Below are 14,377 nucleotides of genomic sequence, written 5' to 3' on the forward strand. Positions count from 1 at the left end.
GCTTATCGCTTAGGCTACGAGGGCGTGATCCGAAGATACGAACGCACCCAAACGACGACTGATGATCGCCTCCGCGTCTGTGACGATCCGATTCAATAGCTCCTCGCACGTCGGAATGTCGCGGATCAATCCTTGCACCTGCCCTGCCCAGACCAAGCCCGCTTCGATATCACCGCTTTCGAGCGCCACCCGACCTCTAGCGCCAGACACCAAAGGCCGAATGTCTTCGAAAACGGCGTCAGGGCGCTTGGATATCTCTACCACTTGGTCGGATACGCCATTGCGAGCCACACGGCCCGTATTGTGGAATTTGCGGAAGATCAGGTTTGTGCCACGCTCGTCATTGTCGACGATGAATTGCTTCACATTCTGATGGATCGGTGCCTCGACAGTGGCGCAAAAGCGCGTTCCCATGTTGATGCCTTCCGCACCCAGCGCCAGCGCAGCGACAAGGCCGCGTCCGTCGCCGATGCCGCCGCTGGCCAGGATCGGCACGGACAACTTGTCGGCGGCCGCCGGTATGAGGATCAGGCCGGGAACGTCATCCTCGCCGGGATGGCCGGCGCATTCGAAACCGTCGATAGAAATGACATCGACGCCCATACGCTCGGCCGAGAGCGCGTGACGAACAGACGTGCATTTGTGCAAGACGACGATGCCGTGCGACTTCAGATCTTCAACATGTTCCTGTGGCTTGGAACCAGCGGTCTCGACGATCCTGATTCCACATTCAATAATGGCGCGACGATATTCGGCATAGGGCGGTGGCGTAACCGAAGGCAGGATGGTCAGGTTCACGCCGAACGGCTTGTCCGTCATCGCACGGCACCGGTCGATCTCGCGACGAAGATCGTCCGGGTTAGGCTGCGTCAAGGCGGTAAGTATGCCCAGCCCGCCCGCATTGGATACAGCCGCAGCCAGTTCGGCCCTCCCTACCCACATCATCCCGCCTTGTACGATCGGGTGTTCGATACCGAGCAGATCCGTGATTGCGGTCCGAATAGTCATTACAGAGCCTCCACACTATCGTTGTCTTGGCGACACCGCCGCCTTTATACGCGCCTTGCAGGGCATGACGGCTGCCCAGCGCCGGCAATACAAGATCAGACTTCGCCAACAGCCTCATATGGATCGAACCGAGCGCGATGATCCACCATGTCAGCTCTTTGCGAAATCCGGCGCGCGCTTCTCAAAGTAGGCGGCCAGCCCCTCACGACATTCATCAGATGCGCCGGCGCGAACGATCGATTGCAGTTCATTTACCAACTGCGTCTCGTAGGCTGTTTCGAAACTGGTGCGCAGCAGTGCCCTGGCAGCCCCCAGCGCGCCGGTCGCGGCGCGGGCCAACTGCTGCGCCAGCACCTCGCCTTCGCGCGCCAGATCCCCATCGTCGATGATCCGTGTCACCATGCCGATCGTCTCGGCCTCATCCGCCTTGATGCGGCGGTTGGACAAGATGATCTCCTGCGCCTTGCGCAAACCGACGAAGCGAGGTAGCCACCAACTCATGCCTCCGTCAGGGGTAAGCCCGATACCGCCATATGCGGCCGTAAAATGCGCCGATCGGGCGCACAGTACGACATCGCCGCCGATCGCGAGGCTTAGCCCCGCTCCGGCGGCAGGGCCGTTCACGAGGATCAGCAACGGCTTCGTCATGCGAGCGAAGCCGGCGATCGCCATGTGCAGCGTGCCAGCAAGATCGCTAAGCAGAGCATCGACATGATCGCCGGCATCCTTGAACAGCGCCACGTCGCCTCCTGCGCAGAACAATCTTCCCGCGCCCGTCAGCATCACGCAGCGGACGGAGGTATCCGTCTGGCAACGTATCGACGCCTCGACCAGCGCTCGCGCCATCGCCAGATCGATGGCGTTGCCCGCCAGCGGCCGATTGAGCGTGATCCTTGCGATCCCCTCCGCGACTTCAAATAGAACCGACGGCTCGCTCATCGGCACGCCTCCATGCTCTCGACGGCCAAAGCGATCAACATCGGGAGCTTGGCTGCGCGCTCCTGAGCATGGGCGGACGCCGCCGTGCCGCGAATGGCGCGGCCCTTGATCCCATGGAAGATCGCCGCCATGCGGAAGAAATTGAAGGCGATATAGAAGGCGTAGTCGCGATCGGGAATCGGAGGACGCCCGGCGTGACGCGCATACGCCTCGCGATACTCCGTCTCGGTGGGGATGTTGAGGCCCGCCAGATCGACGCCCGCAAGACCCGCAACGATGTCTGGCGGCATTCGGAACATCATCGCATGATTGGCGAAATCCGCAAGCGGATGACCAAGCGTCGATAGTTCCCAGTCCAGAACCGCTAGCACACGCGGTTCGGTCGGGTGGAAAATCATGTTGTCGCATCGATAGTCGCCATGAACGATGGTCGTCTCGTCGCCGGCCGGAATGGCGGTCGGCAGCCAATCGATAAGTCGGTCCATCCCGGGATCACGCCCGGCATCCTTGTCTTCCAGGTACTGCCGCGACCAGCGTGCGATCTGTCTTTCGAAGTAGTTGCCCGGTTTTCCATAATCGCCCAGACTGATGGCTGCGGGGTCGAAGCTGTGCAACTGCGCGATGGTCTTGTTCATCGCGTCGAAATACAGCGGGCGCTCGTCGCGTGGGACGTCCGAAAAGGTCGCATCCCAGAAATTACGGCCTTCCATCATCTCCATAACGTAGAACCAGCTGCCAATGACATCGTCATCGGTGCACAGACCATAAACGTGTGCGACCGGGAAGCCGGTCTTTCCAAGCGCACCGATCACCCGCGCCTCGCGCTCTACCGCATGCGCGCCCTTAAGCACCGGCCCCGGCGGCTTGCGCCGCAGGACATAGGACCGGTTCGGCGTCACCAGCTTGTAGGTGGGGTTGGACTGCCCCCCCTTGAACTGTTCGACGCTCAACGGTCCGGCGTAGTCCGCTACATTGGCCTCCATCCAGCGGCCAAGCGCCGCTTCGTCGAAGCTGTAGCGCTCGCGAACCGCAGTTGTCCCAGCATTGGCTTCGGTGCTCGAGCTCATGCTTGCGCCGCCTTCCAATCGCGCTTGATCTTCTTGGCGAGGCTCCATTTGTGGACCTCGGTGGGGCCATCATAGATGCGGAATGCGCGGATCTCCCGGAATACGCGCTCCACGATCGTCTTGTCGGTTACACCGGTTCCGCCCATCACCTGGACGCAACGATCCGCCACGCGCATCAGCGCTTCCGACACCGCGACCTTGGCAACCGAACTTTCCACCGTCCCGAGTGCGCCGGTGTCCAGTACGTCTGCGCACCAGTAAACCATCAGTTCAGCCTGGCGCAGGTCGATCATGTTGTCAGCCAGCATGAACCCGACACCCTCATGATTGATCAGCGTCTTGCCGAATGCCTCGCGGCGGTTGGCATAGTCAATCGCGATCTCGTTCGCGCGGATGCAGGCGCCGAGCCAGCGCATGCAATGGGAAAGCCGCGCGGGGCTGAGGCGGATCTGGGCGTACTTGAAGCCCTCACCCGCATTACCCAGCATCTGGTCGGCCGGAACACGCAAGTCCTCGATATCGACCGTGCAGTGTCCACCGGGCATCGAGTTGTCGATGGTATTGGGAATGTGCACGATCTTGATCGCCGGGTCCGGCAAGTCGACCAGGAACATGCATGCCCCTTCGTCGGCCTTTGCCATGACGATACCAACCTTCGCTCCGTCCGCCCCGGTGATGAATGCCTTGCGGCCATTGACGATCCAGTGATTGCCATCCAGGCGGCAGGTCGTCTTCATCATGGACGGATCCGATCCGGCGCCGCCTGTCTCGGCAGGTTCGGTCATGAAGAAGGCCGAACGTGCGCGCCCTTCCACGAGCGGCTTAAGGAAGCGATCCTTGATCATAGGCCCGCCGACCTTGTTCAGCAGATAAATATTGCCTTCGTCCGGGGCCTGGGTGTTGCAGGCATGCGGCCCAAGCGGCGATAGGCCGGACGCGATCAGGACCTGAGCCGTCTCGCGCTGGCTCAGGTGGTTGCCATCAGCCATGACGTGCGGCGTCAGTACGCCAGCCTCGCGCGCCTTGTCCTTGAGTTCCATGACCAGTTCATCAGTCGGCGCGCCGTGATGGTCCCGCCGGGGATCCTGCTCATAGGGGACGACGATCGTGCGAACGAAATCCTCAACCTTCGCTGCGAGTTCGGAGGTGCGCTCCGCGCCCAGGCCGGTGCCGTGCTGCGCGCTCATCGCGGTGCCATCCTGATGGCGCCGTCGAGGCGAACAACTTCACCATTCAGCATTGGATTGGCGATAATGCTCTCAGCCAACTGCGCATACTCCTCTGGTCTGCCGAGACGGCTAGGGAAAGGTACCTGCTTGCCCAGCGACGCCTGGGCTTCAGCCGGCAACGATTCGAGCATCGGCGTCCAGAAGATGCCCGGCGCGATCGTCATCACGCGAATACCGTAACGTGCGAGTTCACGCGCGATCGGCAGCGCCATGCTGGCAACGCCTCCCTTCGACGCCGCATAGGCCGCCTGACCGATCTGCCCTTCGAAGGCCGCGACCGATGCCGTGTTGATGATGACACCGCGCTCTTCACCGATAAAGTCGGCATCAAGGATGCGTGCGGCAAACTTCGACAGGACGTTGAATGTGCCGATCAGGTTGATGTTCACGATCTTAGCGAAATCTGCGAGCGCGACGGCGGAACCGTCCCGGTTAATGACCTTCGAGGGTGGCGCGATCCCGGCGCAGCTGACCAGAATACGCGCCTTGCCATGCTTTTCCTCGGCCTCGAGCAGCGCAGCATTCGCAGCCCCGTCATTCGTAACATCGACGGAGATGAACTGGCCGCCAATTTCTTGCGCGACGGTCCTTCCTACCTCAACGTTCAGATCGAAGAGCGTGACTTTGGCTCCACCTGCCGCGAGGCGCCGAGCCGTGGCGGCACCAAGGCCCGAGGCTCCGCCTGTCACGATCGCCGCGACATCATTCAATTCCATGCTCCGTCTCCTTCAATCGGTTCTATCGCGGCAGCCTTGGCTTCGCCAGCGCTGATGCACAGTCGGGCAATCCTGCACCGCAACCATTTTCTCAAACGCTATACGCACCATCGCCATGGTTCCAGCACTCGAACCGTCAATCAGATCACCGAGTGCCGACACCGTCACCGCGCTAAATCCGAGATCCACCGCGTTAACGCGCGCATGCATGACCTGGATTTTGCACTTAGCGCCTCCAAAAGGCTGATCAAATTTTTCCGAGGCTGCTCGTCGTCCGCAAAGCGCATTCGGATCGTTCCGTGCGGAACGCATGGAACGGTCGCTTTAGCGCCCCCAGCAACTCGCTTCTCATACATCCAACACCTTATCTACTCGTGAGTAGATTGCTTAATCTCGCGTTTTTTGTCAACATAATGCGGAAGGAGAATATCTTTGCCGCATGAGGCCAGTCGTGATCCAAACTCCCCATTCAAGAGCCGCGAAATACGTGCTTTGGAGCGCGAGCGTAAACGCGAAGCCGTGTTGCGCGCAGCTGTGCGGATGTTCAATCTGCGAGGCTTCCACGCCGCCTCGCTGGACGATGTGGCCACCGGCTTAGGCATCAGCAAACCGACTATCTATCATTATCTAGGCAACAAGGAGCAGGTTCTGATCGAATGCGTAAGCCGAGGCCTGGAGCAATTGAGCCAAGCGGCGCATGAAGTCCGAAACACACCCGGTACCGGTCTGGAACGGCTGCTGACATTCCTGCGCCGCTATGCCGAAATCAACATGGATGATTTTGGCCGCTGTGTGATCCGCACGGGTGAGGAGATGCTCTCACCAAACGGCGCGACCCTTTTCCGGGCCCGAAAGAGGGATGTCGATCAGGCGTTGCGCTCCTTGATCGAGGAAGGCGTGGCAGACGGGTCCATGGCGCCCCGCGATGTCAAGCTGACAGCTTTCGCCCTTGCTGGCGCTTTGAACTGGCCAGCACGCTGGCACGATCCCGATGGCGCGCTGAGCGCATCGGAAGTGGCAAGGCGGCTGGTTGACGAGTTGGCTGCAGGTTTGGCGCCTCGCTCCCCGACGGCCTGAGCGACACGCGAAAAAGGCCGAGCTAACAGCCCGGCCTTTTGTCATGTTCAAGCACTCTGGGACTAAATCCCAAGATGCTTGCAACTTTACTCAGCGTCCGCCGAAAGGAATCTTCAGCTCAGCACCGATGACGCGAGGCTCTGCCAGCGTTCCGACGCCTATGCCCAGTCCTCCAACATTGTACGCGCGACCCTCATACAACTCATTTCCAAGATTGCGGCCGAACACGGAGAATTCGATGCCTGTTGGCTCATGACGCAGGGTGTATCGTGCATTGATCAGAGCAACATCACGATAATAGCCGGTATAAATGATGGCCCCCGTCGGACCACGGAACGGCTGCGACGAATCATGCATCTTGTCGCGGTAGCTAAAATCAAAGCGGGCGGTGCCCTTTAGATCCGGGCCAAGCTTCATGTCCGCACTAGCACCCATGTTCCAAGACCAAGGCGGGGTCAACTCAACATAACGCACGTCAGGGGCAAGCGGATTGTTGGACCGCGCGTTCAGGTAAGAAACGCCGGCATTGACGGTGAGAAAATTGGCCGGACGCGCGACAATGTCGGCTTCGAAGCCCTTCACTTTACGCTTGCCGATATTCTGCACGATCGTCGTCGCGTTGCCGTTTGTGGGCGATATGCCATTCGCGGTGACCTGCACGTCGGTGCCTTTGGAGTAGAAGACAGCCAGGTTGGTGCGCAAGGCGCGATCGAGCCAGTCCGCCTTAATGCCGAATTCGTAGTCGGTCACTATCTCCGGCTTGAACGAGCCGACCACCTCGGGCGCGTTGATGCGAGGATTGAAGCCACCTGCACGGTAACCTCGCGATGTGCGAAGATAGACCAGCTTGCTTTGATCGAGCTGATAGTTGATCGAGCCGGTATAGCTCCACTCGTTGAACTTTGCCGTTGACGATATGGTACACGGCGCGCTGAAACTCGGCAGCGTCGCTAGTCCGTTCGCGGCGGTATAAACGCAGCTACTGCCGCCCGCTGGCGTCAGGCTGAATGAACTCGCATCGAATTCGCGCTTGTCATGTGAATAACGCACGCCGCCCGTTACCGACAGCGCTTCAGTCAGGTTGTAGGTTGCCTGAACAAAAGCACCCCATGAAGAGTTGCGAGCATCAGCGATTGTCGTCGTACCGCCCCCGCCCGAAAGCGACGAAACGCCGGCCAGTGGGATCACGGTATCGCTCGAAAACGGACTTTCGTCGAAATACATGCCGCCGATCGTCCAATCGAGACGATCATCCAGCGCCTTGCCGTTCAGCAACAGCTCTTGCGAGAACTGCTTCGCACGCACTGCCTGGTTACTGTCGAGGATCGCGAATTCCGTGCCATCGACGTCATAGGCGATCTGAGTTTTGACCTTACGATACGCGGTGATCGATTTTAGGGTGGCAAAATCAAGGTCATAGCTTACGTTGGCGAGCACACCCCAAGTCGTGTTCCGCGTTCTTGGGTCGGATCTGCCGCCGTTCGCCGTGATGTTACCCGTGACGGGATCATAGCTGTAAGACGAGGCCGTGACGTCGCGCAAATCCGAACCGGATGTACGCGTACCATGCGGTGAAGCAAGGCCCTGCAGGATTGCCGTACCAGCCGCCGCGTCGAAGCCGAGACCACTCTCAAAGGCTGCTTCTAGCGCCGTGAAAGGTCCATTTTCCGGTACATAATAGCGCAGGAATTGCTGAAGACCGTTGCCGCGAACACGCGTATAGTCGCCGCTGACCAATACCGTCAGGCGATCAGTTGGCTCCCAAAGGAGCGACCCGCGCGTGAAGTAAGTCTTGTTCTTATCGACCTTGTTACCCGTGACGTAGTTGGTGGCATATCCGCCGGTCTTGCGATCAATCTGACCGACAAAGCGCGCCGCCAGCGTGTCGCTTATGGGGATATTGAGCACGCCTTCCAGCTTGCCACGGTTGTAGCTTTCGTAGCTGACCAGCCCATAGCCTTCAAACTCATGGGTCGGCCGCTTGGAGATAACGCGGATCGCGCCGCCGGTCGTGTTCTTGCCGAACAGTGTGCCTTGAGGCCCCTTCAGCACTTCGACCCGTTCGATATCCACGAAATTGATGAGCGAGCCGGCCGAGCGGGCAACATACACATCATCAAAGTAGACGCCGACCGAGGCATCGATGGTCGGGGCGGTATCCGCCTGCACCTGCCCACGGATCTGGAACACCGCGTCACCTGGCTTGAACTGGGGCGCGATCTGAACGCCAGGCGCGATCTGACTGATATTCGACAGGTTCGTCACGCCAGCCTGTGCGAGAGACTCGCCGCTTGCGGCAACAACGGCAATTGGAACGCGTTGCAGCGATTGCTCCTGACGCGTCGCCGTAACGACAATATCATCAACTCCCTGCCGAGCCTCTGGCGCCGCAGGACTGTCAGTTGTCGATTGAGCTGAAGCTGCGGTGGCGAATGCCAACGTTGAAAAGCCGACACCAGCAAAGAGGGCCGCCAGATGAATGCGCATTTCCTTAATTCTCCCAAAAACCTTATTTCTGCTTTTTCTAGAGAACGGAGCAGCACTGTCCAGACGAATTTGATTTTGGCCTCAAAATCAGTTTGACGTGTGGTTTAGATGCCGCAGCAGATCCGTCTTGATGCGTAAAGCGTTGACAATCCAGTGAGTTAGACTGGTCCCGAGGTATGCGATTTGACATGCGATTGTAGTTGTGAATCCTTGGATAGCGCACCGCATCTGATCGGCGTTGCGTCGCGACACCGCGTGACGTGTCGGCTCCATCCTTCCTGGCGTCACCGCCAACAATTGAGTTTCGCATGCGTCTTCGAGCGCGACGTAGCTCCAGACTGCGGCAGGTCGTGCCTTGTGGAGTTTCCCACGTATGGCGGAACTGGTTTGGTTGATCGCGTCCTCGCCTTCGAAGATATTTTCTCGGGTGATCAACCAAGACATCATCCGACACGCATATGTGGCCGGCCTATGGATTAGGTCACAGACCCATAAAGGGGATTCACAGATTGGCTGCATCGTGACCCAACTCTCTTGAAGGAGAGTAGGATGGCGCGGCTTGATCTGACGGATTTCGAATGGTCGGTGATCCAGCCTTTGCTGCCCACGAAGGAGCGCGGGGTGAAGCGGGCAGATGACCGGCGTGTACTCAACGGCATCTTCTGGCGACTTCGAACCGGTGCGCCGTGGGCGGACATTCCGGCGCGCTATGGCCCGCATACGACATGCGTGAACCGCTTCAACTGCTGGCGGCGGGCAGGACATTGGGCGCGGATATTGGAGGCTGTGTCAGCGGCTTACGAGGGCGATGTGCAGATGATCGACAGTTCCTTGATCCGGGTTCACCAGCATGGCGCCAACGGCGCAAAAAAAGGGGACCCGGTTGCATGGGCCGTTCGCGCGGCGGCCTGACGACCAAGATCCACGCGCTGGTCGATGCCAACGGCTTGCCGATCGCACTCAAACTCACTGCAGGGCAAGCGCACGATGGCCGTAGCGCGGCCGACATGCTGGACACTCTGGGTGATGGTGATGTCCTGCTCGCCGACCGCGCTTACGACAGTGACGCGCTCAGGACCGAGTTGGCCGCGCGCGGCGCCTGGGCCAACATCAAGCCGATGCCAAACCGCAAGCGCCGCCCCGTCTTCAGCGCCTTCCTCTATCGCTACCGCAACCTCGTCGAGCGCTTCTTCAGCAAACTCAAGCAGTTCCGAGCCGTCGCTACGCGCTACGACAAACGAGACGACAACTTCCTGGCTTCAGTCCAACTTGCTTCCATCCGCATTTGGCTGAAGCATAATGAGTCGGTGACCCAGACGGTGCAAACCAGAAGCGGTCTGGACGCTCAGGATAGAGTGGGGTGAGATGTCCCGCTAGCCGGAGTCATATCCTTTTTGCGCGACAGGTGGTATAGGGCGATCAGGCACGGCTTGCGATGCAGCCGCTCCGCCTTGATGTCGCTGACTGCCGAGGCCAACGATAAACTCGCCCGCCTGCGTGTGCTGATCCATGGACGCTTACCTGATTGATAGCCTGCAACGATGTTCCCCCTGCATTGGCATCCGATTACTAGGGATCGTAGCCGACGGAGCATCAGGTCAAGCGTAGCATCTCACGGGAGCAATTCATTCTTCATCATGCGTTGTACAAGATCCGCCAGCAAACAACCAATCGGCTTCCGGCAATGCAAAGCGGATCTCAGGTGAAATCAGCCTCCCGTTCGCTGTGTTTCCTGAACGCGACGGGCGTAGCCTTCTGCCCGCTCGCGCGCCGATTCCGCTCTCTGCGCAGCGGTGGTGCGGAGTGCCCCGGCCTCTTTCGCGACGCTGATGACCGGAACGATCTTCGCTTCCCGTATCGCGCCGGTGGGAGAGACGTTCTGGTCAGCCAGATTTTGCCAGCGGATGAGCAGCGACCCCTCATCCAGTCCGTCCGCATCAAGCCAGTTCGCTACGCCGGGATCCTTGCGCGCGATGACGTAGGTGATGCTTCCATCAGCATTGGCTACCGCTTGGCCGTTGTTGATGCTGCCGGATCGGCTCCAATAATCCTGCGAGATCATCCACGGATCGGCCAACTGGAAGCCGAGATAGCGCGCGTCAAGGCTTGAGATGGTGATGACCAGCGCATCGTCGGGACCCAATTTCAATTGTGAAGGCGCGGCATAGCCCCAGCCGCCCTCACGAGGCAGAGGTGACGGCGGCGCATTGACCGTCCCCTGCCCGTTCTTCGCGTAGTAATCCTTGCGGAAATCCAGCCAAAGGCGGGCGGTCTCGGGGGCCAGCCGCGAAGCCTTGCGGATAAGTTCCGCGTCGCTGATTTGGGGTGCGACCGGGCCTGATACCAGTTCCACCGAAAGATCGTTGGGTGTCTGACGGTTCCAGTCGGACAGACTGTCGCGGATGATCAATACGTGCGCACCAGCAGATCGCATATGGTTCGGCCCTTCCCCACGCGGTCCGACGGTAATGGTAAAGCTGCCATCGGGTTCCGTCTTCACGTTCTTGTCGAGGAGGAAGCTCACCGCCTTACCAAGACCGTGCATCGAAGGTTCGGGGTTCGCGCCATGGACGTGGGTCAACAATTCGAAACTGAACTGTATCGGAGGTTCGCCGGCCCCATGGCGGCCTCGGATGCGATATTCATGCGCATCGTCAAGGAAGATCATGCGATAAATATTGTCGGGGTTATCCACGCCATAGCGTGAACCTGGAACCGACAGGCCATGCCATCGGTGAGCGGGGCTGGAGACCCAGAGTACCTCGGGGCGAGAGGGATCGTCGGCGACGGTGTTGAAGGTCGCGGCGAAAAGGAGCTCCTCGACTGCCTGAGGCAACCGAGCGCGACCGGCCAGAGTCTTCGCGACGGGATCGGCGGCGAGGATCGCCGAAATCTTACTTCCTGCCTCCTTCAACTCGGGCCGCGCAAGCAAGCGAAGCACTTTGCGCTCGGTTGCGACCTGCCCTTCGGTATCGAGGTGGTAAGAGCCAGCCGGTGTGTCGGCGATCCCAGGAACGGCGGCCAGTGCGCCAATAAGAAGCGCTGCGGCCGGCACGAACTGACGAAGTCTCATGGTATCTCTCCCTTATTGTCAGAAACTGGTGCGCACTGTGGCGCCCCACGTACGCGGATCACCGAGCACGCCCAACACCAGGCCGGTGTCGTTGGGTGTCAGGACCTGATAATAATCCTTGTCGAATAGGTTGCGCACCCAGATGGCCACATCCCAGACTTTGTTCTCACTACGAATGCCAGCGCGAAGATTTACCAGTCCGTAGCTCGGTACCAGCGCATAACGGCTATTGTTGACCGCCGTATAATAACTGGATCGGTAGCTATAGTCTGCGCGTCCGTAAGCCTCCAGTCCAGTGGGGACGGACGTGCTGTAGTCCGCGGAAAGCGAGGCGGCATATTTAGAGGCGCCGGCAAGTCGATGACCAGTCAGGTCACAAACCCTGTTGGGTAGATTTGGTGCCTCCGGCGGGCACGGTGCGTTGACATAGTCGCGATACGTGGCATCGATATAGGCGCCGGAGATCGACAATGTCAGACCCCTGGTTGGCTCGGCCCGGACGTCCGCCTCCAGTCCACGCGTGCGCACCTTGTTGGCGTTGGCAATATACTGACGCACGCCGAATGATGTGTCGGTGCTGCTCACCGATGTCTGATAGTCTTTCACCTCCGTCCAGAAGGCAGCGAAGTTAGCCGTGACCTTGCGATCGAACAGCTGGCTTTTTACGCCGAGTTCGAAATGGTTCACCTGTTCAGGCCGAACGTTCGGGTCTACGCCCAAAGGCAGCGCGGTCAGGTTGATGCCGCCCGACTTGCTCCCCTTTGCGTAAGTCGCGTAGGCGAGGACGCCGTCCGAAACCTTGTAGGCTGCGTTGATAGTTCCGGACAGGCTGTTGTCGCTACGCCCCGCCATGAAGTCCAGCGGTCGAGCGAAGCCGTTGCGAATTGCCTGGATGGTTGCAATCTGCGCATCGGCAAACCCGGCGAGATCCGGGCCAACAGGCGTCTGGATGTAGCGTCCGGATTTTTCCTCGTGCGTGAAGCGCAAACCGGCTGTGATGCTCAAGCGCTCGCCAACATGCCACGTGCCCTGCCCAAAAGCGGCGTAGCTGTCCGTTTTGGGATTTGAGCGCGTAAAGGCAGTAAATCCGTTCAGCGCGGCAACATTGGTGGCCGTTGAAGAGCCCAGATACCAGGACGGTGCCGCCGCACCATAGCGCGTATAGCCATCGCCATCGATAATTTGATGGAAATAGTAGGCCCCCACCACATAGTCGACGGTGCGCTTACCCGTCGAGGCGAGACGCACCTCTTGACTGAACTGGCGCTGGTGGTTGTTGATATGTGAAGCATCAAGGATTGGCAGAGCCAGAAAGTCAGCGTCGTTGCGGGGACTCCAGTTCCACTCGCGGTAGCCGGTAACGGAAGTCAACGCATTGCCGCCAAGCGTCCAGTCGAGAAGCGCCGAAACCCCCCACTGGTTCATCGCGATCCGATAATATCCGTCACTTTCGACACGACGCGCGAATGGGTCCACGACCGGCAACGTATAGCCTAGCCTAGAAGCCCGAATGGTAGCATTGTTCGCAAGCGTGGCACCGCTGTCCAGCGTCGTGAAGATGTCAGCGATCGGCTGCACGACGCCCTTTTGTCGCAGCCTCGCCCAATCGCCGATGATCCGCAATGAAATATCGGGATCGGGCTTGAACAGGATCTGCCCGCGCAGGCTACTGCTGTCATTGTCCTGAGCGCGCTCGCGCTTGGTGACATTGTAGATAAAGCCGTCGCGATGGGTGTCGGATCCCGACAAGCGAACAGCAAGAACATCGTCGATAATGCCGACCGATGCCGATGCCCTCACTTGGTGATAGCCGTAGTTTCCGCCCGATACCTCGCCCTCGAACTGTGGCTTGAAACTTGGAGGACGACTGGTGATGTTGATCGCGCCGGCGGTCGTGTTTTTGCCGAACAGTGTGCCTTGGGGGCCACGCAACACTTCGACCTGAGCCAAGTCGACAAGATCAAAGGCCGAGAGACCGACACGGCCAAGATAGACTTGGTCGACATAAACACCCACACCGTTGTCGAGTCCGTCGGCAGCTGTCGCGACGTTCGATCCGAGACCGCGAATGTTGATGTTCGTGTTGCGAGCGTTGACGGCGAACACTTGCAGGCTGGGCGCGAGTTGCTGGAACTGTTGCAGGGTGTAGCTGCCTGTATTCGCAATTTCCGCCGCGCGGATGGCGGTCAGCGCGATCGGTACATCCTGCGCGCTTTCGTTGCGGCGGCGGGCGGTAACGAGAATGGCGTTATTTTCGCCATCCTCGGCGGCCGCCTCTGCCGCACGCTGCTGCGCCATGGCAGGCAGGGGTGCTATGATCGACAGCGTCGCAAGGCTGCGGAACAACAGCAAGGCTGTGCGAACGCATTCTGTCCGTCGGTCCTGAAAGACGCGCACTGGCGTGAATAGATCCGATCGCATGCTATTTCCTGAAATAAGTTCACTTCGCCGATCGTGCAGCAAGCACAAATCGACAGGTCGCCTTAGAGGCAGAGGATGATTTAAAATCACGTAACCTGGCGCTGTCGCCTCGGTCACTTTCGACCTGGAAAGCTGTGAAAAAGCCAAAGCCCACGCTTGCTTCCCCACGCCGCTCGGATGGCGAGTAGGATTAATCTCAACTAACATGATAGAAAAAGGTTCGCAATATTAGTTTTTACTGCCACGCAAGGAAGTGCCTCGGCGAGACCGTATCTATCCGTAGAACAATGCTCGCGAGAATGACGAAGAAGCGATCGTTTCTGAAGAATTTCAAAAGGAGCGCGTAGAGCGCGCGTCCGG

10 protein-coding genes and 1 pseudogene are annotated in these 14,377 nt (G+C 59.2%); 2 read left to right on the top strand and 9 right to left on the bottom strand.

Translation table 11 applies throughout. The annotated features are described in order from the left end of the window. Positions 1 to 9: 9 nt before the first annotated feature. The 6 genes from ACZ1JM_RS03245 to ACZ1JM_RS03270 form a co-directional block, all read right to left on the bottom strand. A complete protein-coding gene (locus ACZ1JM_RS03245) occupies positions 10 to 1,008 on the bottom strand; it encodes an NAD(P)H-dependent flavin oxidoreductase (protein ID WP_465131704.1) in 999 nt (332 codons plus the stop codon). Between the two features lie 150 nt (positions 1,009 to 1,158). Beyond that, entirely contained in the window at positions 1,159 to 1,947 is a 789-nt protein-coding gene (locus tag ACZ1JM_RS03250) for an enoyl-CoA hydratase/isomerase family protein (RefSeq protein WP_465131705.1), read from the bottom strand. After that, on the bottom strand, positions 1,944 to 3,014 hold the full coding sequence (locus ACZ1JM_RS03255) for a phosphotransferase (protein ID WP_465131706.1): 1,071 nt from the start codon (positions 3,012 to 3,014) through the stop codon (positions 1,944 to 1,946). Before ACZ1JM_RS03255 ends, ACZ1JM_RS03250 begins: the two co-directional genes overlap by 4 nt. Continuing rightward, the gene (locus tag ACZ1JM_RS03260; protein ID WP_465131707.1) at positions 3,011 to 4,201 is read right to left on the bottom strand and encodes an acyl-CoA dehydrogenase family protein; all 1,191 of its coding nucleotides are present in this window, start codon (positions 4,199 to 4,201) and stop codon (positions 3,011 to 3,013) included. Before ACZ1JM_RS03260 ends, ACZ1JM_RS03255 begins: the two co-directional genes overlap by 4 nt. Next, positions 4,198 to 4,959, bottom strand: a complete 762-nt coding sequence (locus ACZ1JM_RS03265; protein ID WP_465131708.1) for an SDR family NAD(P)-dependent oxidoreductase — start codon at positions 4,957 to 4,959, stop codon at positions 4,198 to 4,200. The genes ACZ1JM_RS03260 and ACZ1JM_RS03265 overlap by 4 nt, the downstream gene beginning before the upstream one ends. A 12-nt stretch (positions 4,960 to 4,971) precedes the next feature. Continuing rightward, the gene (locus tag ACZ1JM_RS03270) at positions 4,972 to 5,271 is read right to left on the bottom strand and encodes a hypothetical protein (protein ID WP_465131709.1); all 300 of its coding nucleotides are present in this window, start codon (positions 5,269 to 5,271) and stop codon (positions 4,972 to 4,974) included. A 114-nt stretch (positions 5,272 to 5,385) separates the two neighbouring features. On the opposite strand from ACZ1JM_RS03270, the gene ACZ1JM_RS03275 reads away from it, so the two are divergent. Further along, positions 5,386 to 6,036: a TetR/AcrR family transcriptional regulator gene (locus ACZ1JM_RS03275; RefSeq protein WP_465132569.1), complete on the top strand. Its 651-nt coding sequence runs from the start codon at positions 5,386 to 5,388 to the stop codon at positions 6,034 to 6,036. A gap of 90 nt (positions 6,037 to 6,126) precedes the next feature. Here the strand turns inward: ACZ1JM_RS03275 and ACZ1JM_RS03280 are convergent, their stop codons facing one another. Beyond that, positions 6,127 to 8,523, bottom strand: a complete 2,397-nt coding sequence (locus ACZ1JM_RS03280) for a TonB-dependent receptor (RefSeq protein ID WP_465131710.1) — start codon at positions 8,521 to 8,523, stop codon at positions 6,127 to 6,129. Between the two features lie 549 nt (positions 8,524 to 9,072). Between ACZ1JM_RS03280 and ACZ1JM_RS03285 the strand changes: the two are divergent. Then, positions 9,073 to 9,887 (top strand): annotated as a pseudogene (locus tag ACZ1JM_RS03285) (IS5 family transposase). Between the two features lie 344 nt (positions 9,888 to 10,231). Here ACZ1JM_RS03285 and ACZ1JM_RS03290 read toward each other — a convergent pair. Together ACZ1JM_RS03290 and ACZ1JM_RS03295 are read right to left on the bottom strand one after the other, a co-directional pair. Further along, a complete protein-coding gene (locus ACZ1JM_RS03290) occupies positions 10,232 to 11,596 on the bottom strand; it encodes a hypothetical protein (protein WP_465131711.1) in 1,365 nt (454 codons plus the stop codon). Positions 11,597 to 11,614: 18 nt separating this feature from the next. Beyond that, entirely contained in the window at positions 11,615 to 14,017 is a 2,403-nt protein-coding gene (locus ACZ1JM_RS03295) for a TonB-dependent receptor (protein ID WP_465131712.1), read from the bottom strand. Positions 14,018 to 14,377: the final 360 nt, after the last annotated feature.

It is taken from the genome of Novosphingobium sp. BL-S-24, assembly GCF_055521575.1.

Bases quoted from the DNA above. Each gene is read 5' to 3' on its own strand.
- ACZ1JM_RS03245 (WP_465131704.1), bottom strand. From the start codon at position 1,008: ATGACTATTCGGACCGCAATCACGGATCTGCTCGGTATCGAACACCCG.
- ACZ1JM_RS03250 (WP_465131705.1), bottom strand. From the start codon at position 1,947: ATGAGCGAGCCGTCGGTTCTATTTGAAGTCGCGGAGGGGATCGCAAGG.
- ACZ1JM_RS03255 (WP_465131706.1), bottom strand. From the start codon at position 3,014: ATGAGCTCGAGCACCGAAGCCAATGCTGGGACAACTGCGGTTCGCGAG.
- ACZ1JM_RS03260 (WP_465131707.1), bottom strand. From the start codon at position 4,201: ATGAGCGCGCAGCACGGCACCGGCCTGGGCGCGGAGCGCACCTCCGAA.
- ACZ1JM_RS03265 (WP_465131708.1), bottom strand. From the start codon at position 4,959: ATGGAATTGAATGATGTCGCGGCGATCGTGACAGGCGGAGCCTCGGGC.
- ACZ1JM_RS03270 (WP_465131709.1), bottom strand. From the start codon at position 5,271: ATGCGTTCCGCACGGAACGATCCGAATGCGCTTTGCGGACGACGAGCA.
- ACZ1JM_RS03280 (WP_465131710.1), bottom strand. From the start codon at position 8,523: ATGCGCATTCATCTGGCGGCCCTCTTTGCTGGTGTCGGCTTTTCAACG.
- ACZ1JM_RS03290 (WP_465131711.1), bottom strand. From the start codon at position 11,596: ATGAGACTTCGTCAGTTCGTGCCGGCCGCAGCGCTTCTTATTGGCGCA.
- ACZ1JM_RS03295 (WP_465131712.1), bottom strand. From the start codon at position 14,017: ATGCGATCGGATCTATTCACGCCAGTGCGCGTCTTTCAGGACCGACGG.